Genomic DNA, 17,823 nt, shown 5'->3' with positions numbered 1-17,823 from the left:
CCCTACCTAACCATGAAATCTAACTATCAAAATCTCATTGAAGAACTTTCCCGTCTGGAAATTATCACCGATCCGGGGCAAGTGGCGAAACTTTCCTTAGATTATTATCATTTTAGTCCCATTTTAGAAGCACAACTGCAAGATAAACGGGCTGATTTAGTCATTCGTCCCCACAATAGCCAAGAGGTTATTGACATCGCTAAAACCTGCGTTAAATACCAAATTCCTTTAACAGTTAGAGGTGCGGGTACAGGTAATTATGGTCAATGTGTTCCCTTGCAGGGCGGAGTAATTTTAGACACAACCAAACTAACAAAAATTATCTCGATCGAACCGGGTACAGCACGGGTAGAAGCGGGGGTAAAAATGGCATTTTTTGATAAACAAGCTCGCGCAATTGGTTGGGAATTAAGAATGGCTCCCTCTACCTATCGGACGGCGACAATTGGCGGTTTTATCGGGGGTGGCAGTGTGGGCATGGGTTCAATTAATTATGGACAATTGAAGGATAGGGGCAATCTGCAAGCATTGCAATTAGTCACCCTAGAAACAGAACCAAAAATTATCGAACTACGGGGGGATGAGGTAGAAAAAGTCAATCATGCCTATGGAACCAATGGCATTATTACCGAGTTAGAAATAGCCCTCGCTCCCTGTTATCCTTGGGCGGAATTTATCGTTACTTTTGCCGATTTTATCACCGCCGCTAAATTTGGTCAAGCTCTCAGTGATAGTGATGGCATTGTCAAGAAAATGGTTAGTGTTCACTCTTGGCCAATTCCCGCTTATTTTATCGCTCTTAAGGATTATTTACCCACAGGAAAAGCGGCAGTTTTGTTAATAGTATCGGACAGCGATCGAGTCGCCTTAGAATCTTTAATTAAAGAATATAATGGTGAACTTACCTACTATAAAACGCCAGAAGAAACCCAAAAAGGCAACAGTATCTTAGAATTTACTTGGAATCATACCACTCTCCATGCGCGTAGTTGTAACCCCAAGATAACTTATCTACAAGCTTTTTATTTTAATCTAGCCACGGTGGAGAAACTCTATAATTATTTTGGGGAGGAAATAATGATGCACCTAGAATTTTTGAGATTTCAAGGTAAAGTTATTCCCGCTGGTCTTCCCTTGCTAGAATTTACCACAGAAACTCGATTAAATGAGATTATTGCTATCTATGAACAACAGGGAGCAGCCATTGCCAATCCTCACACTTATATCATGGAAGATGGCGGCAGCCGACAGATTAATCCGCTACAACTAGAATTTAAACAACTCGTCGATCCCTACGGATTAAACAATCCGGGTAAAATGCGAGCATGGGTTGAAGCAAGGGGGTAGGGATTCGATTCAGGCTAAATTAAACAAGATAGTTCACCGCGGCTCTCTTGGATTTGGTGGGTAAAATGTATTCTAAGATATAATCCTCCTAGAGAGGGGGTGGAACGAACCACAAAGACACAAAGGACACAAAGATCGATCAATCCTATGTAAGTTAAACTTATCACACACAACCTAGAAGAGCCTCACCGCTACTACCGAATCACTAACCGGTAAAAAGGGAGTGGGGAAAACAAAACTCCCCGCTGCCCCTTGCCTATTCCCAGACTTGCCCCGATCCGATACAATTAAACGGTTGTCTTGGAAGAATTAATAGTGATCGAGCGTTATACTCTCCCTGCAATGGGGAATTTGTGGACGGATAGATATAAATATCAAACATGGCTAGAGGTAGAGATAGCCGTCTGTGAAGCGCAGGCAGAATTAGGCTATATTCCCGGGGATGCAGTAGAAGAAATTAAGGCAAAAGCTAATTTTGATCCCGATCGCATTTTAGAAATAGAAGCAGAAGTGCGCCACGATGTCATCGCCTTTTTAACAAATGTTAACGAATATGTGGGCGAGCCGGGGCGTTATATTCATTTGGGTTTAACCAGTTCTGATGTATTAGATACCGCTCTGTCTTTACAATTAGTCGCCAGTTTAAACCTGATTTTAGAACAATTAGAAGATTTTATTCAAGCCCTGCGCTATCGCGCCCAAGAACACCGTTATACAGTCATGGTAGGACGTTCCCACGGCATTCACGCCGAACCGATTACCTTTGGCTTTAAACTAGCGGGATGGTTAGCGGAAGTGCTGCGAGGACGCGATCGTTTAATTCGCTTGCGTCAAGACATCGCCATCGGTAAAATATCCGGTGCAGTGGGAACCTATGCCAATATTGACCCGAAAATTGAGGCGTTAACCTGTCAGAAGTTAGGATTAGAACCGGATACCGCTTCCACTCAAGTTATCTCGCGCGATCGACACGCCGATTATGTGCAACAATTAGCCTTATTAGCGGCTTCGATCGAACGTTTTGCCGTGGAGATTCGCAACCTGCAAAGAACCGATGTCCTAGAAGTAGAAGAATACTTTTCCAAAGGACAAAAAGGCTCCTCCGCTATGCCCCATAAACGTAATCCCATCCGTTCAGAACGCTTAACGGGAATGGCGAGAATTATCCGTAGTCATAGCGTTTCCGCCTTAGAAAATATCGCCCTCTGGCACGAAAGAGATATTTCCCATAGTTCCGTGGAACGGGTAATGCTGCCGGATGTTTGCATTTTGACCCACTTTATGCTCAAGGAAATCACCGATTTAGTCAAAAATCTGCTGGTGTATCCCGAAAACATGAAGCGAAATATGAATGTTTACGGTGGCGTGATTTTCAGTCAAAGAGTTCTTTTAACTTTAGTGAGTAAGGGAATTAGCCGGGAATCTGCCTATAAAATCGTCCAAGAAAACGCCCATCGCGCCTGGAACACAGATAACGGCAATTTTAAAGCTTTTATCAGCCAAGATGAGCGAGTTACCGGTATTTTATCCCCCGAAGAGATCGAAAGTTGCTTTGATCCCCAGCAGCACCTAAATCATCTTAATAGCATCTACCAAAGGTTAGATATTTAAGGAGCTTTCAGTTATCAGCTATCGGCCACGTTTTTGAGATCGGCAACTTGAAACCTTGGGAGTAACAATGCCATGACGATTACCGCGATCGACCTACCGATGGAAAAAATTGCCCAGTTTTGCGATTGCTGGCAAGTAACCGAATTTGCTCTATTCGGCTCCGTCCTGCGCGAAGACTTCCGCCCCGACAGCGACATTGATGTTATGGTGGAATTTCATCCAGAAGCTCACCCCACATTCAGCACCCTAGACCAAATGGAAGCAGAGCTAAAAACCATCTTCGATCGAGATGTTGACCTGATTACCCGCCAAGGCATTGCCACCAGTCGCAACTACCTACGCCGTAATCAAATCCTTTCTTCGGCTCAAGTGATTTATGCAACGGGATCCCCAATTCCTGCTTGATATGCTGCAATCCGCAGATTTTGTCGGGTGCGTTTCTTGCTGCGACGACAGGGAACGCACCTTATGCCATTTTTCTTTATTCGTGGCAGACATCTTACTCCCATTTTCTTTTCTAGAATAGGGTTTGAGGTTGGAGGCAATTAACCATCTCTGCCATTACTTTAGAAAAATGGTATTAGCAAGGTCCTATTCACCTTTGATCAGGATTATCCTCTATATTGTTGACTTTCGTTAATTGTGGAAAAATATCTCGTACTGCCTCTTCAAATTTTTTGTAGGAAGACAATGATTCTAATTTCGACAATGGGATTTTTGTACCAAGCGGTGAATATAAATCCTCAAGTTTTAGTTTATTTCGATACCGTTTAGTCATACCTTCTCTGGCTTTATTGATGGCATTTTTAATTGTTTCTTTCGGATTGCTAAAAAATTCGGGGTCTTTATCGATTGCCAACTCACTATCACTTTTATTTGTACACAATTCTTTTTTTAGTAATTCTTTGTCTGCTAATATCCAGGCTTCAGTCATTTGTATTGGAACGATAGCAACTAAATTTTTGCATAAGTCTCGCTCGTCTGATTTAATAGCATTAAAAGCCGGATTAATTCTTTCCTTAAATGCGTTTTTATCTGTTTTATCATCTGCGTCTGCATGGAAGCACAAAACCATTGCTCCCTTCTCCACCGCTTGAATTGCATATTTTTTAGCTTTTTCTCGGATATTTTCGCGAGAGATTTGTGGAAGACAAATTGGGTCAAAAATTTCTATTTCTTGTTCATCGTCAAAGGCAACTCTCTCGAAAGTGCGCTGAATAATATTCGTTAAAAATCTATGATCGGAACTGCCTTCTGTAGCTAAGGCAATAATTATTTGTTTGATTTTTTTGGCCATCTTAATTGATTTACGTTAATTGGTTTTGTTGATTTTTAATATTTTTAATCGCACTTTCAGCATCAGCAGTTTTTAGATATTCGACAACTTCCGAGAGAGTTAGCTTGGCCTCATTTTCGGAGAAAAATAAGGTTAATTGCTTTTTATTATCTTTGATAACAGGGTGAAAATTACTGCTTTTCATCTTAATTCGCTTCCCTTCAATAGTGGATATTATAGTGGTAAGTTGAGAAAGCCAAATGCTGACATTTTTATCATCTTGCCAATTAATTAATTGACTCACCAGAACCGGAGAATGAGTGTTCACTATTACTTGGCGTAAAGGCATTTCAGTATCTTCAAAATCGACAGTTAGCTCTTTTAATAATCTTGCCATTGCTTCAATACGAAAAGGATGAATGCCATTTTCTGGCTCTTCAAAACACAGTAATCCTGTGTGTTGTCGGTCGTATTGCAGGACACATAATGTTAATAAACGTAGGGTTCCTTCGGAAAGCACTCTCGAAGAAAACTCCCGACCATCATCACCTTTTACCTTGATAATAAATTGTCGATTTGCTTTGTCATCATAAACATTAACTTCTGTAAGATTCGGTAGCAGATTATTGAGATCACGGGAAATTTCTGTGAGGGTATATTTATTATCTTGTTTAATGCGAAATAAAGCAGCGGCTAAATTCTTTCCGCTTGCTGTTATTGTATCTCTGATGCCCATATCTTGACGAGTAGGTTCTCGCAAATCTTCGGGATTAAGCTGCATAAACTTCCAACTCAGCATTTCTTGTTTGGCGGCTAATATATGTTTAAAATCTATGGTATTAATGCTGCTTAAAACAGTTTGTGATGCGTTTTTTGCGGGAAATACTTTTTTATTTCCTTGTTGACCGTCTTGAGGTACAACAATGGTAGCAATACCATTAATATCTTCAGTCTTAATATAAGGAATCGCTCTCCTACCCGTTACTACTTTTGGTCGCCAAGTTTCCAATACTGTCTTAGGAATATAATTTTTTACCCAATTATCTTCATTGTGCTTTAAATTTTCTAAACGTTCATCAACAATATACAAGTTTTCAAATCCACTTATATTAGACTCTCGTTTAATTTTTAATTGATAGCGTAATCTTGTATATTTAAGATCAACTTCCCCACCCCAATTATCTTTTACCTTGCGATTGACTAACATTTCAACTATAAATTCCATTTCCGTGGCGTAGTCGTCCTCATCATATTGGGTAAAAAGTTCGCTAGGATGTCCTCGTTGCTCGCTAAAAGCCGTCTTCAGATCCACTTCTGCCAGCCGCGCCAACAATTGCAAAGCATCAAATAAATTACTCTTACCAGAAGCATTAACCCCAGCAACTACAGTAAGCGGCGTGAATACCATTTCAAAATTATGAAAGGATTTAAAGCCATGAATTTTAATATAAGTAATCATAGTTTTAGGCGATAAGTAATATTAAAACATCAGCGCGACATTTAACCATACTGGAAAATCTTATCAACTTTCGCCCGATACCGTCCTACTATAATCTAGACATTGGTTTACAGGGGTAGTGCGATGCCGCCGATTTTGTCGGGTGCGTTACCTGCTGCAACGAGGGAGAACGCACCTTACCGATCGATTCCTGAGAGTATGGGGTCTTAGTCTAACAAAGCCCATAGACAACAGCTTATCTGGCTGACGGCCGACGGCTGACGACCGGCGGCTAAAAATTAACATTGCAAGAAAACTTAACAATTGGCCAAGAAACTCGATCGAGTAGGTAGAATAGCAAGTAAATCATTTTGTAAACTCCAACCGATTAACTAACTAGAATAGAGATAACCCAGAACGCCTGTGATAGATAAAAGACGCACTACTCGCGATCTCCCCCAAATTAACGAAAGAATCCGCTTTCCTGAAATCCGCGTTATCGATAGCGACGGCTCTCAGCTAGGTATTATTACTCCTGCCGAAGCTTTGCGCGTGGCCGAAGAAAAGGAACTTGATCTCGTCCTCGTCAGTGAAACGGCAAGTCCTCCCGTTTGCCGGATTATGGACTATGGTAAGTACAAGTTTGAACAGGAGAAAAAGGCCCGCGAAGCCAAGAAAAAACAGCATACAGCCGATATAAAAGAAGTTAAAATGCGCTATAAAATCGATGAGCATGACTACAACGTGCGAGTCAACCAAGCGCAACGTTTTTTAAAAGCGGGAGATAAGGTAAAAGCGACGATTACCTTCCGAGGTCGGGAAATTCAACACTCTAACCTAGCGGAAGAATTACTGGCTCGCATGGCCAAGGATTTAGAGGATGTGGCTGAGGTACAGCAAGCACCAAAAAAAGAAGGTCGTAACATGATGATGATGTTATCGCCGAAAAAATAACTAACTAATCCGGAAAAAGGGGCTAAGTCCCCTTTTTTGTTCTTCGGAAATCCCGAAAGGAAACCAATAATCTAAAACAAATGTATTATCCGAGAATTAAGTCTCTGGATTGCAATCACAGGCACTCACAGGGGTTAACCTAGAAGCAAAAGACTATTGTGAAGCATAGTCTAAAAATTGATGACCGAGTTTACTGGCTCTTCTAGGTTCTGTGTGATAAGTTTAACTCACAATATGATCGATCTTTGTGTCCTTTGTGTCTTTGTGGTTCGTTCCACCCCCTCGCTAGGAGGAATGTATCTTAGAATACATTTTACCCACCAAGCCTGGGAGAGCCGTTTACTGCTATTGAGCGTGAATGCGTGGATGGAGTAAACGCTCAACTGGTTGACCGTTTTTTAAATGTTCTTCGACAATCTGATTGACATCCTCTGGTTTAACACGACAGTACCAAGTTTCCTCGGGAATAATTCTCACCGTCGGGCTAGTGCTACACTGTCCTTGACAACCACTGGTCATAACGATGACATCTTCTGGGAGAGCTGCCGTTTGCCAAGCTAAAAGAAGCTCGGACGCACCCTGCACCAAACAGGAAGAATGCTGACAGACCATCACAAATCGCTTTTGGGGATAAGACATATTACCTAAAAAGTTGCAAAATTAGATAGTTCCCCGGTTATATTCTTGGGAGTCGCTTTGGGGAAGCATAGTTTTATTTTGCCCCGAATCCCCGATACTGGCAACACAAAAAAAAGGTGCTGAAAATTAACCATCAATCTTTAAAATAGAATTGGGAGAAAAATTTAGTCAATCAAGAGGGTAAAAGTGGCATTCGCTAGTCATTGGGTCATGTTAGTTTTATTACTGGGTTTTGCTGTTGCCCATAGCGGATTAGCCAGTTTACGAATGCGGGGAGAAGCTATCATCGGTGCGCGACTGTATCGGGTATTATTTGCCCTTGTGAGTATTCCTCTAGCGGTAATTTTAGTAGTTTATTTCTTCAATCATCGTTATGATGGTTTGCTTCTCTGGCAAGTACAGGGAGTAACCGGAGTTAAAACCCTAGTTTGGATACTTTCGGCCATTTCTTTTTTCTTTCTCTATCCTGCCACCTTTAACCTGCTGGAGATCGCCGCTATCCAAAAACCCCAGGTTCATCTCTACGAAACCGGCATCCTGCGCGTTACCCGTCATCCCCAGATGGTAGGACAGGTGATCTGGTGTATTGCCCATACCCTCTGGTTAGGGACAAGCTTTACCCTATTGACTTCCCTAGGTTTAATTGCCCATCATCTTTTTGCTGTCTGGCATGGCGATCGCCGGTTAGAGAACCGTTACGGAGAGGCATTTTTAAAGGTCAAAGAACGCACCTCGGTGATTCCCTTTTTAGCGATTATTGATGGTCGGCAAAGCCTAAAATGGCAAGAATTCCTTCGTCCTGCCTATCTAGGAGTAACAGGGTTTATTTTACTCCTCTGGTGGGCGCATCCTTGGCTAATACAAGCAACAAGTAAAATTTATTGGTGATTTTGCTCACAACCCCTTTCCTGTTGATCCCGATTGGTGTAGAATGGTTTCTATATCAAAATCAAGTTTTCATAAAATACGTTTAGACATGATACTATCCGTCAACGAAAAGAGCTTCCCTAAGCTAGTTTTAGAGTCTTCTCGTCCGGTACTCGTGCATTTTTGGGCTCCCTGGTGTGGTTTATGTCGTTTAATCCAACCCACCCTCTTTTCTTGGCAAAATGAGTGTCAAGATGCGATTCAATTAGTCGGTGTCAATGCCGATGAGAATTTTCAATTAGCTAATAGTTTTCGTCTGCGTAGTCTGCCTACGTTAATTCTCTTCGATCAAGGTGTTCCCGTTCATCGTCTGGAGGAAATTCACAGTCGCGAGGAATTGCATCAAACCCTGCGACTAATGGCCAAAAATCAAATCCTGCGTTTAGCTTAAGGGAAAGATACCTTTTCTGATGGGTTCTGTGGGTAAAATGTCTTCTAAGATATGGTAAAGCCGGTGAGCGAGTGGAACGAACCACAAAGACACAAAGGACACAAAGATTGATCGCTCTTATAGTAAGTTAAACTTATCACACAAAGAATAAGAGAGCCTCTGATGGAACTGGCAGAGATAATATAATAGGGCAAAAAGTAGATAATCCCAATTCCTAAAACTCCCATAGTTCCCCCAGTTCAAAAAATTAGGAGGCTTAAAAAAATGCCGATTGGTGTGGCTGAATTTGTCGAAAATCAGGAAAATCGCTGTCCTGTGGTACTACTACTAGATACCTCTGGTTCAATGCAAGGGGAACCGATTAAGGCTCTCAATGATGGCATCAAAACCTTTCAGGAGGATGTGATGCGGGATACCCAAGCGACGTTGAGCGTAGAAACCGCCATTGTTACCTTTGGTAATGGAGGGGTTAAAACCGTGCAAGATTTTGTCGGGATTGATCAATTTACGCCACCGACTTTAACCGCAGGAGACTTAACTCCGATGGGAAAAGCGATTGAATTGGCCTTAGATTTAATCGAAGATCATAAAGCGATTTATAAAAGTTATGGTATCCAATATTATCGCCCCTGGGTATTTTTAATTACTGATGGTGCGCCTACGGATCAATGGAATCTGGCGGCGCAACGGGTAAAACAAGCCGAAGCAGAAAATCGGGTTTTATTTTTTTCTGTAGGTGTTCAGGGGGCCGATATGGAGAAGCTCAAACAGATTTCTAATAATCCCCCCGTGTTACTCAATGGTTTAGATTTTCGGGATTTATTTCAGTGGTTAAGTAACTCAATGAAACGAGTTTCTGGTGGTAAAATTGGAGCGGCGATCGCTTTACCACCAGTGAATTGGGGACAAATCACCACCTAGAGGACAGTTAATTATGTGGAGAACATTATGTCAGTCGGTGGTCGGTAGTTTTCATATCCAAGCGGGATTACCCTGTCAAGATTACGGTGCTTATCAAGTATTGGGTCAGGATGTTTTGATTGGAGCCGTGGCCGATGGGGCCGGTAGTGCCAAACATTCGGATTTAGGTGCGAAAATAACAGTTAAAGCAGCGCTGCAATTTTTAGAGGAAAATCTCAAAAAAACAGCATTAGCTGCCACTGGAACTGAAGCCGAATTAAAGGAAATATTCCGGCGACTGTTGGCTTATGTTCAGCAAATTCTCCAAGAAGAAGCCGAAAAAGAACAGTTAGATATTAATGATCTGGCGACAACTTTACTGGTTGTTTTGGTTACTTCAAAACGATTAGCGGCGATGCAGATAGGAGACGGTTTTATTGTGTTCAAACCTCTGGAAGGAAATTATCAGTTATTGTTCCGGCCTGACAAGGGAGAATACATCAATGAAACCACTTTTGTTACTTCTAGCAATGCTTTGGAGGATATGCAAATAGGAGTTTTAACTGAGCCAGTTGCGTTTATTTGTGTGGCGACGGATGGAGTGGAAAAGGTATCTATTGATTATAAAACTTGGCAGCCTTTTCCGCCTTTTTTTCAGCCATTAGAAGAATATTTGCAGCACACAGAAACGCCATTGCAGGAAGACCTCAAAGAATTTTTAGAGCGGGAGGATTTAAATAAGTTAACAACCGATGATAAAACGCTACTCCTAGCTTTTTGTTTAAGAAACCGAGGGGTTTAAGAAACCCGGTTTGTTTAAGAAACCCGGTTTCTGGATCTGGTTCAACCCAACCTATGATAAGACTGTGGACTAAGTAGATCATGAAAATTGACGAATTACTCAAAAACAAACGAGAAAAAATTATTGCTATTGCGGCTAAACACGGCGCAAATAATGTGCGAATTTTTGGTTCTATTGCACGGGGAGAAGCTGACGAAAAAAGCGATATTGATTTATTAATTGATTATTGTAGCGAACGTCGGAGTCCCTGGTTTCCCTTGCCGTTAATTCGAGAACTTGAAGCCTTGTTAGGCTGCAAAGTTGATATTGTTACCGAACAGGGACTTAAAGATAGAATCAGAGAGCGGGTACTTAAAGAAGCAATACCACTATGAGAGATGATAGCGAACGCTTGCGGGATATTTTAGAAGCAATTGAGCGTTTAGAAAAGTATGCTCGACAGGGAAAAACCCTGTTTGAACAACAAGAATTAATTCAAACTTGGATTGTCTATCATTTACAAATTATTGGTGAAGCAGCTAGAGCAACTTCTCAAGAATTTAAAGCAAGATATCCCGAAGTTCCTTGGCGAGATGCCAGCGATCTAAGAAACTTAACTATTCATGAATATTTTTGTATTAATCTAGAGATTATTTGGGATATTGTTGAAAATGACATTCCCCCTCTAAAAGGACAAATCGAAGCTATTTTACAGAAATTGATTTGACGAAACCCAACTCAATTATTAAAAAAAGTTGGGTTTAACTATCGTTCAACCCAACCTACGATGGGACTGAACAGCACAAATACTCGGAGATTTTTTGATGTCTTTAACTTATCGCTGTCAACTACAGAATCGCCTGATTACCCTAACGCGAGAACTTGCCAACAGTGGCGAGGCGAAAGTATGGCACACTAACTTTAATGGGTACTTAGCGAAAATCTACCACAATCCCCATAATGAAAGGGTTGATAAATTACAGTTAATGGTGAGAAATCGGCCCAGTGATCCTAATGCTCATCTTAACCATATTTCCTTCGCTTGGCCCTATTCTATCTTGGAAGATAAACAGGGAAAAGTCATTGGGTTTTTAATGCCAGAAGTGGTGGGTTCAGAAACATTATTAAAGCTTTGTACGCCCATAATGAGAAGAAAATACAAGTTAGAAACTAATTGGTATTTTCTTCATGTAGTAGCGCGGAATATAGCCGCTATTATCGAAGCAATTCACCTTAAAGGTTATGTTTTAGGAGACATAAAGCTAGAAAATATCTTAGTGAATAATCGGGGGTTGCCTACAATTATTGATACAGATTCATTTCAAGTATCAGATCCCTATAGCGGTAAAATATATCGGTGTTTAGTTGGCTCAGAAGGATTTACCCCAGCGGAATTAATCGGAGTGAATCTAGCAGATGTAGATCAAACAGAAGTGCATGATCGCTTTCGATTAGGAGTTGTTATTTATTATCTACTATTCGGTGGTCCGCCGTTTCGGGGAGTGTGGCAAGGAGCAGGAGATTCCCTGGAACAGTCGGAACTAATTCGACGGGGACTCTGGCCTTTTTCTGGGGATAAATTGGTTGTACCTAGTAATACTACCATACCATTAAATATCCTACATCCCGACTTACACGCCCTATTTTTGCGCTGTTTCAATGAGGGACATAAATTCCCCCAAAAACGACCGACGGCTGAGGAATGGCGTGGTACTTTGGAAGCTGCATTAAATGAGGTTATACGCTGTGGGAAGATTGATACTCATTACTACAGCAAAAGTTACGGAAAGTGTTATTGGTGTGAGCGAGCTAGTGATTTAAATTTTGATATTTTTCCAAGTAAAAGTATCGCTACTGTGACATCTACACCGTCACCTAAAGTAGCGCCACCACCGCTATCTTCGCCACCACCTCCCCCAGTATCGATTAAATCATCTCCTTCACCTATACCTCCTCAAAGATGGTCGCGTCGTAAAGTCTTAATAAATTTGGGGTTAATTACAGCAGGGACAGTCGCTAGTAATATTTTCGCTCAGTTGTCTCGTCAGAATCCTACTCCTACTCCTCCTTCTCCTCGTCCTTTACCTCCTCCTTTACCTTCTCTTTCTCCTTTACCTCTTCCTTTACCTCCTCCTTCTCCTTTACCTCCTCCATTTACAGAAAACCTACCCAATGGACTAACACTGGAAATGGTAGGCTTACCAGCAGGTCAATTTCTCATGGGATCTCCTGACAGTGATCCCGATGCTTCGGATTTTGAAAAGCCTCAACACCAAGTTCAAGTCAACAGTTTTGCGATCGGGAAATATCCAATTACTCAGGCGCAATATGAAGCAGTAATGGGAATCAATCCCTCTTTGTTTCAAAATAATCCGCAAAATCCGGTAAAAAGTGTTAGCTGGGACGACGCTCAAGCTTTTTGTCAAAAATTGAGTCAAATAACAGGTAAAACCTATCGCCTACCGACAGAAGCGGAATGGGAATATGCTTGTCGTGCGGGGACTACTACTCGCTTTTATTTCGGTGATGATGCTAATCAGTTAGGAGATTACGCTTGGTATATAGGAAATTCTCAGGGTGAAACTCATCCTGTGGGTCAGAAAAGGCCCAATGCTTGGGGACTCTATGACATGAGTGGCAATGTTTGGGAGTGGTGCGAAGACGATTGGCACGATAACTATAAAAATGCGCCAAGTGATGGCAGTGCTTGGCTGACAGATGATAATATTTATCAAATAGTGCGGGGCGGTTCTTGGTATAAGCTACTGCGGGGCGGTTCCTGGGACTATCAACCAGAATACTGCCGTTCCGCTTCCCGCTACCTCTTCGACCGCCGCGACAACCCCCTCGCGGCATTAAGCGACTACTTCTTCGGTTTTCGGGTAGTGTGCGGTGCTGGGAGGACCCTGTAATCCTTATTTTCTTTTTCCCCTTTTTCCTCTTTTTTACTTTTTTCTTTTTTTTTTCTTTCCCGCCGCTAGGCGGGTCGATTTTTTTTTGAGAAAATTGGGGTAGTAATCTGTAGTTTGAGTTAAGGTTCGTAGTTGCGCTTTAGCGCCAACTTGGAATACAATATTTAAGGCTCTGCCTTAAAGTAATATTCAGGTAGAACCCTTTATTCAGTGAACAGTTAACAGTTATCAGTTAGATTGAAACAAGGGAAATCCAAAATCAAATTAGGTGTTTTTTTGATTTAAATAATATGTCATTTAGATGCACGGCAGCTTATTAAGTTATGATGCTACAATGGCACTCTCGAAAAAACAGCGAAAAATTCTGGACCAAATCTTCGAGCAGCCCGTCCGGTCAGATGTTGTCTGGACGGATATCGAATCGCTGCTGGAGGCACTGGGAGCAGAAATATCCGAAGGTAGGGGGTCGCGGGTACGGGTAGCCCTTAAGGGAGTTAGAGCCGTCTTCCATCGCCCCCATCCTCGTCGGGAAACGGACAAGGGGGCTGTAGTATCAGTGAGGCGCTTTTTAAGCGAGGCAGGAGTGGAAAACGATGAAGTATAAAGGTTACGAAGCAGTAGTTTCTTTTGATGACGAGGCGGGTATCTTTTACGGTGAGGTGGCCAACGTCCGAGATGTTATCACTTTTCAGGGAGAGAGTGTAGCGGAATTGCAGCAAGCTTTTGCTGATTCAGTGGAAGATTACCTAGCTTTTTGTGCCGAGCGTGGGGAACAGCCAGAAAAACCTTTTTCTGATAGTTTTCTGTCACAGCTAGACCGGAAATTACACCAACAAATTTAGCAATAGGTAGGTAGGTTGGGCCCTCGGAACGAAACCCAACCCAATTATTTAGGGTTTGCTGAAAAAGGCCTAGGGTGGGGTCAGGCAGAAGGCTCCGAGGCTGCGAGGCAAGAGTTTCAGGCTTTGTTGCCCTGCTTTTTTGTACCAGTTTGTGTACTGCACGAAAGATAATGCCAGGTTTTTGAAAGTCCCAATCCTATTTTCGCAGCAGTAACATCGGATTTTAACAGGTCAAAAGCCTTATTTTAAAAGGGTTTTACCATTATTCAGCAAGCCCTACTTATTAATTTTCCTGCATTTTTCTGCTCACTTTGTTCTTTTCGCTCTTCTGCTCTGACACCAGATTTTTTGTTCTCGAGGATTTCTCGGTCTTTTTTCACCATTTCTTTTAAAGAGTAACTCCACCGTCCACGGGTAAAACCACACCTGTCATATAGGGGTTGATAATCAAACTCAATACTGCTAGGGCGACTTCTTCGGGTTGCCCTAAATGTTCGACAGGTAGAGCAGAAACCGCCCATTTGCTCAGGTCCGAGCGTTCTGAATCACCTTGACTGGTCCAGATGCTTGTATCTTCTATTAATCCGGGGGCAACAACGTTAACGCGAATAGGAGCGAGTTCTAGGGCGAGGGCGCGTCCAAATACGGCTACAGCACTATTAGCGGCGGCTATGACGGAAATTCCGCCCATTTTGGAATATTTGAACATAGTGACGCTGGATGTCAGGGTAATAGAACCGTCCTTAGCCAAAGTTTTCAGGGAGCCACGCACTGCCAAAAAGGTTCCCCAGAATTTCTCCATACCTCCCCGGGCCGTTTCTGCGGTCATTTCGGTTAATAAGGCTCGCGGCATATTTCTGTCTCCGAGAGAGGTGACTACTAAATGGTCAAAGTTGCCAATTTCTGCAAAAAAGGCATTAACAGAATCTTCCTGTAAAAAATTAACAGTTTTGGCTTCAATCTCCCCGGAAATTAGGGCAATAGCCTCATCTAATTTCTCTTGAGAAGCATGGGAAAGCACCACTTTTGCCCCCAGGGAGAGCAATTTTTCGGCAATCGCTAGGTCAATCCCGGAGCTTGCACCAATAATAACGACTTTTTTACCCGATAAGGAATCAAACATTTTTTTGTCTCCAAAAATTCAAGAAAAACTGACAACTATTACAGTATATTAACTGGCTTTTGGCCAGCAACTAACCAATAAGTTATGGCTGAGGAACTTAGCAAATTATCCAGAGCCTTAATGTTTAAATTATAGGTTTCTTCGTCTAATTTTCCTGATTGAAATTCCTCTGTTAACCAAGACTTAAGATGGCGAAAATGTCTGAACCAGCACTCCTCCGTCACCTCGACAAATTGAACATCTTTAAACCCTGCCTGTTGATAAAGATTTTGATACTCTGCCCTATCTTTGACCGTGTTTGCTTGGGGAACTGTCCAATCCCCCAAAAGTTCTGTTGTGGCAAAACTCAGATCTGAGAGAATTAAGGTTCCCCCCGGCTTTAATACTCGCCAAGCTTCTTGTAAGAATTGCCGCCTAGTATTAAAATAAAAAGCCGCTTCTACACAAATAATTTGCTCAAAAGAATGATCGGCAAAATCCATCTCTACCGCATCCATTAACAGAAATTTACCCTCGGGAAAATTCAAGAGACTTCTGGCAATTTGTGTCGGAGAAATGTTAATGCCCACAATTGCTGTCAATGGGTAATATTTGAGAAGATAATGAGTAGTTGCTCCCAAACCACAGCCAACATCAAGAATTGTTCCCTGTTTGTTGGGAATAAATTCTAAAAGTTTCTCCATCAGAGTAGAGGATGCTTCCTGTTGATCTTGAGTATGGGAGAGCCAATAACCGACATTAAAAAACTCTCTTTCACCATAAAACTCTCGAATCGAAGGACTACAAATTAAATCATCAAATCTACTAATCCATTCATTTTTATCCATTGTTAAACTCACTTAACTCTTTCGGCAAAAACTACATTAGTCTAACACGATTGGCCTTATTAGAACCCACTTTCCGCACTTCTTAACATTCAATTGATAATTTTTACTAATATATTGCTTACAATCCTTTGCCAGTAAAGATTATAGCTACAATCATGGATTTTTATCAAGGTGAAGAATTGCAAATTTTTTTCTCAGAAAAAATCAATTATTGAAATTTTTCTCAATAGTAGTTTCTACAATCAAGGTTTTTCGTCAAAACATCTTGGGGAATGTAAAAATATATAAAAGTATATGAAGCGGTGCCGAATGTCGGCTGCTAAGGCACTATGCTGAATCATACTGTTTTTTAAAACGCAGAGTTGTCATGCCTAATTTTTCGCACACTTGTAGCAGTATTAACTACGACCCTGACAGCACAATCCTGAGTGCTGAGTGCCAAGCTCGCGATGGAGAATGGCTCCCCACCGAACTGACGCTTAGTGACCATATCGGTAATATAGATGGGGAATTGCAGTTCGGGGATCAAAACTTCCAAGAAACCTGCCAAGATTGTCACCTTGAGTTCGGGGATGGAGAGCAATCCGTATGGTTGGTGTGTACTTGTGAAACAAGGGATGGGAAATGGAAACCTACGCAAATACTGTTAGACAGTCAGATCGATAATAACGATAGCCAACTGGAAATCGGATAGGCTAGGGGAAGACGCAAGAAATCCAGGATTCCGCTATCTGTTGGCTAGGAAACCTACACTTACCCGCAAGAGAAGTGTAGGTAGTTCACCAAGTATTTGACTTGAGTAAGACGGCAATATATGTTACTATCGCAAGGTAATCGCAGCTAGCTTGAAAAAGCTGCCACTCAAAACTAGGAATGACCATGAATTATCCTAATAGCGAACAAAGTAAAGCAATCCCCTTCTTTGCTCGTTTTTTATCTGCGGACCAAGACGAGGCTCCGACTCCCGATTCCCCCCCCGATTCTCAACCCGCTCCCGTTTGGACTTGGAAATGGCCTTCTGACTGGGAAGATAGTTAATTAATTTAAAGATTGCTTTCAGTAATTCAGACAGAAATAAACTGCCGCCATAAGTCAAGCAGGAGTAAGATTTATGGCGGTTTTTTGTTGTATTTAGGGTTTGCTGAAAAAGTCAATTTGCCGGTGAGGGCAGCGGGGGGAGAAGGTGCTTAGTCAAGTTAAAACTACTCTTCAGCAATTTCGACTTCTTTGGGAGCAATGGGTTCTTCGGCAGCAATTTCTACTTCAATAGCCTTTTTCAGGTTAAGTTTTAGAACTTGAGAAATTGGCAAACCTTCCACCTCATTGATGAGATATTCTTGAGTTTCTGTTTCACGACGTTTGAGATAGACCGTTTTAAGCAGTGCCTCAATGCCATAACGCGTAACAATGTCGCCAATAATGGTAGAGATGCCTAAGACCCCAAGTCCACCAATTAGTCCCAGCGGACCGCCTAACCCAAAAAGCGCGTAAATCATCGGATAGGCAGTACCACCGGATGCGGCAACAGCAATAATGAAAATAATGCCGGGGAGTCCCAGAGATGCAAGTTTTTGAACAACTTCATCCAGAGAAATTCCCCAGGAGACAAGTTTTTTGTTGATGTCTGTGGGATTAATTCCGAGAAAATCATTGGGAATGGCCGTTTCAGTAGTTTCCGTCATTGATGAGACTCCTAAAATCACTAAGTTGGATTGGTTGGTCGGGATTTCAGTCATATAAAATCCATGGTAAGGCAAAAGAATACAAATCGGCTGTCTAGCAATCAGATGCCTTGCAGCATTTTACATTAGTCTTACCGTTCACACAACTTGTAGAAAATCGTCAGTTCTTAGAT

General features: G+C 41.8%; 21 protein-coding genes. 15 read left to right on the top strand and 6 right to left on the bottom strand.

Annotation, left to right across the window (positions count from 1 at the left end):
* Window positions 1-12 precede the first annotated feature (12 nt).
* The 3 genes from IM473_RS12715 to IM473_RS12705 all read left to right on the top strand — a co-directional run bounded on the left by IM473_RS12715 (window position 13) and on the right by IM473_RS12705 (window position 3,363).
* Window positions 13-1,347 carry an FAD-binding oxidoreductase gene (locus IM473_RS12715; protein ID WP_287658711.1) on the top strand — a complete coding sequence of 445 codons (1,335 nt, stop codon included), beginning with the start codon at window positions 13-15 and terminating at the stop codon, window positions 1,345-1,347.
* 315 nt (window positions 1,348-1,662) lie between these two features.
* Window positions 1,663-2,958 carry an adenylosuccinate lyase gene (gene purB, locus IM473_RS12710; protein ID WP_287658731.1) on the top strand — a complete coding sequence of 432 codons (1,296 nt, stop codon included), beginning with the start codon at window positions 1,663-1,665 and terminating at the stop codon, window positions 2,956-2,958.
* Between the two features lie 72 nt (window positions 2,959-3,030).
* On the top strand, window positions 3,031-3,363 hold the full coding sequence (locus IM473_RS12705) for a nucleotidyltransferase family protein (RefSeq protein ID WP_287658710.1): 333 nt from the start codon (window positions 3,031-3,033) through the stop codon (window positions 3,361-3,363).
* Between the two features lie 190 nt (window positions 3,364-3,553).
* On the opposite strand, the gene IM473_RS12700 is transcribed toward IM473_RS12705, so the two are convergent.
* A complete protein-coding gene (locus IM473_RS12700) occupies window positions 3,554-4,255 on the bottom strand; it encodes a DUF4276 family protein (protein ID WP_287658709.1) in 702 nt (233 codons plus the stop codon).
* 10 nt (window positions 4,256-4,265) lie between these two features.
* Window positions 4,266-5,693, bottom strand: a complete 1,428-nt coding sequence (locus IM473_RS12695) for an AAA family ATPase (protein WP_287658708.1) — start codon at window positions 5,691-5,693, stop codon at window positions 4,266-4,268.
* 402 nt (window positions 5,694-6,095) lie between these two features.
* Here IM473_RS12695 and infC point away from each other — a divergent pair, with 402 nt between their 5' ends.
* Entirely contained in the window at window positions 6,096-6,626 is a 531-nt protein-coding gene (infC, locus tag IM473_RS12690; protein ID WP_002736104.1) for a translation initiation factor IF-3, read from the top strand.
* Window positions 6,627-6,971: 345 nt separating this feature from the next.
* Here infC and IM473_RS12685 read toward each other — a convergent pair whose 3' ends face one another.
* Window positions 6,972-7,265 carry a (2Fe-2S) ferredoxin domain-containing protein gene (locus IM473_RS12685; RefSeq protein ID WP_002753074.1) on the bottom strand — a complete coding sequence of 98 codons (294 nt, stop codon included), beginning with the start codon at window positions 7,263-7,265 and terminating at the stop codon, window positions 6,972-6,974.
* A 186-nt stretch (window positions 7,266-7,451) separates the two neighbouring features.
* Here IM473_RS12685 and IM473_RS12680 point away from each other — a divergent pair, with 186 nt between their 5' ends.
* The 9 genes from IM473_RS12680 to IM473_RS12640 all read left to right on the top strand — a co-directional run bounded on the left by IM473_RS12680 (window position 7,452) and on the right by IM473_RS12640 (window position 14,018).
* Window positions 7,452-8,153 carry an NnrU family protein gene (locus IM473_RS12680; RefSeq protein WP_287658706.1) on the top strand — a complete coding sequence of 234 codons (702 nt, stop codon included), beginning with the start codon at window positions 7,452-7,454 and terminating at the stop codon, window positions 8,151-8,153.
* 88 nt (window positions 8,154-8,241) lie between these two features.
* Window positions 8,242-8,583 carry a thioredoxin family protein gene (locus IM473_RS12675; protein WP_287658704.1) on the top strand — a complete coding sequence of 114 codons (342 nt, stop codon included), beginning with the start codon at window positions 8,242-8,244 and terminating at the stop codon, window positions 8,581-8,583.
* Between the two features lie 264 nt (window positions 8,584-8,847).
* Window positions 8,848-9,504, top strand: a complete 657-nt coding sequence (locus tag IM473_RS12670) for a vWA domain-containing protein (protein WP_287658703.1) — start codon at window positions 8,848-8,850, stop codon at window positions 9,502-9,504.
* 13 nt (window positions 9,505-9,517) lie between these two features.
* On the top strand, window positions 9,518-10,285 hold the full coding sequence (locus IM473_RS12665; RefSeq protein WP_287658702.1) for a PP2C family serine/threonine-protein phosphatase: 768 nt from the start codon (window positions 9,518-9,520) through the stop codon (window positions 10,283-10,285).
* Window positions 10,286-10,365: 80 nt separating this feature from the next.
* Complete coding sequence (locus tag IM473_RS12660; RefSeq protein WP_286827148.1) at window positions 10,366-10,659, top strand: nucleotidyltransferase family protein; 294 nt, start codon at window positions 10,366-10,368, stop codon at window positions 10,657-10,659.
* The gene (locus IM473_RS12655; protein ID WP_287658701.1) at window positions 10,656-10,991 is read left to right on the top strand and encodes a HepT-like ribonuclease domain-containing protein; all 336 of its coding nucleotides are present in this window, start codon (window positions 10,656-10,658) and stop codon (window positions 10,989-10,991) included. Before IM473_RS12660 ends, IM473_RS12655 begins: the two co-directional genes overlap by 4 nt.
* Before the next feature lie 97 nt (window positions 10,992-11,088).
* Complete coding sequence (locus IM473_RS12650; RefSeq protein ID WP_287658700.1) at window positions 11,089-13,176, top strand: SUMF1/EgtB/PvdO family nonheme iron enzyme; 2,088 nt, start codon at window positions 11,089-11,091, stop codon at window positions 13,174-13,176.
* Window positions 13,177-13,477: 301 nt separating this feature from the next.
* Entirely contained in the window at window positions 13,478-13,780 is a 303-nt protein-coding gene (locus IM473_RS12645) for a type II toxin-antitoxin system HicA family toxin (protein ID WP_287658699.1), read from the top strand.
* Window positions 13,770-14,018 (top strand): type II toxin-antitoxin system HicB family antitoxin, encoded by a 249-nt coding sequence (locus IM473_RS12640; protein ID WP_287658698.1) that lies wholly within the window; start codon window positions 13,770-13,772, stop codon window positions 14,016-14,018. The genes IM473_RS12645 and IM473_RS12640 overlap by 11 nt, the downstream gene beginning before the upstream one ends.
* 388 nt (window positions 14,019-14,406) lie before the next feature.
* Here IM473_RS12640 and IM473_RS12635 read toward each other — a convergent pair whose 3' ends face one another.
* Window positions 14,407-15,141, bottom strand: coding sequence for an SDR family oxidoreductase (locus tag IM473_RS12635; RefSeq protein ID WP_287658696.1), 735 nt, complete (start codon window positions 15,139-15,141; stop codon window positions 14,407-14,409).
* 38 nt (window positions 15,142-15,179) lie between these two features.
* Window positions 15,180-15,968, bottom strand: a complete 789-nt coding sequence (locus IM473_RS12630; RefSeq protein ID WP_287658695.1) for a class I SAM-dependent methyltransferase — start codon at window positions 15,966-15,968, stop codon at window positions 15,180-15,182.
* A 367-nt stretch (window positions 15,969-16,335) separates the two neighbouring features.
* Here IM473_RS12630 and IM473_RS12625 point away from each other — a divergent pair, with 367 nt between their 5' ends.
* On the top strand, window positions 16,336-16,662 hold the full coding sequence (locus IM473_RS12625; protein WP_287658694.1) for a mannose-binding lectin: 327 nt from the start codon (window positions 16,336-16,338) through the stop codon (window positions 16,660-16,662).
* 185 nt (window positions 16,663-16,847) lie between these two features.
* Complete coding sequence (locus IM473_RS12620; RefSeq protein ID WP_287658692.1) at window positions 16,848-17,006, top strand: microviridin/marinostatin family tricyclic proteinase inhibitor; 159 nt, start codon at window positions 16,848-16,850, stop codon at window positions 17,004-17,006.
* A gap of 164 nt (window positions 17,007-17,170) precedes the next feature.
* Here the strand turns inward: IM473_RS12620 and IM473_RS12615 are convergent, their stop codons facing one another.
* Window positions 17,171-17,650: a hypothetical protein gene (locus tag IM473_RS12615; RefSeq protein ID WP_287658690.1), complete on the bottom strand. Its 480-nt coding sequence runs from the start codon at window positions 17,648-17,650 to the stop codon at window positions 17,171-17,173.
* Between the last annotated feature and the right edge of the window lie 173 nt (window positions 17,651-17,823).

Origin of the sequence: Microcystis sp. M015S2 (assembly GCF_020245945.1) — a bacterium.
Taxonomy (GTDB): Bacteria; Cyanobacteriota; Cyanobacteriia; order Cyanobacteriales; family Microcystaceae; genus Microcystis.
Note: the sequence above shows the minus strand (reverse complement) of the source record. Positions and strands in the feature narration are given on the sequence as shown.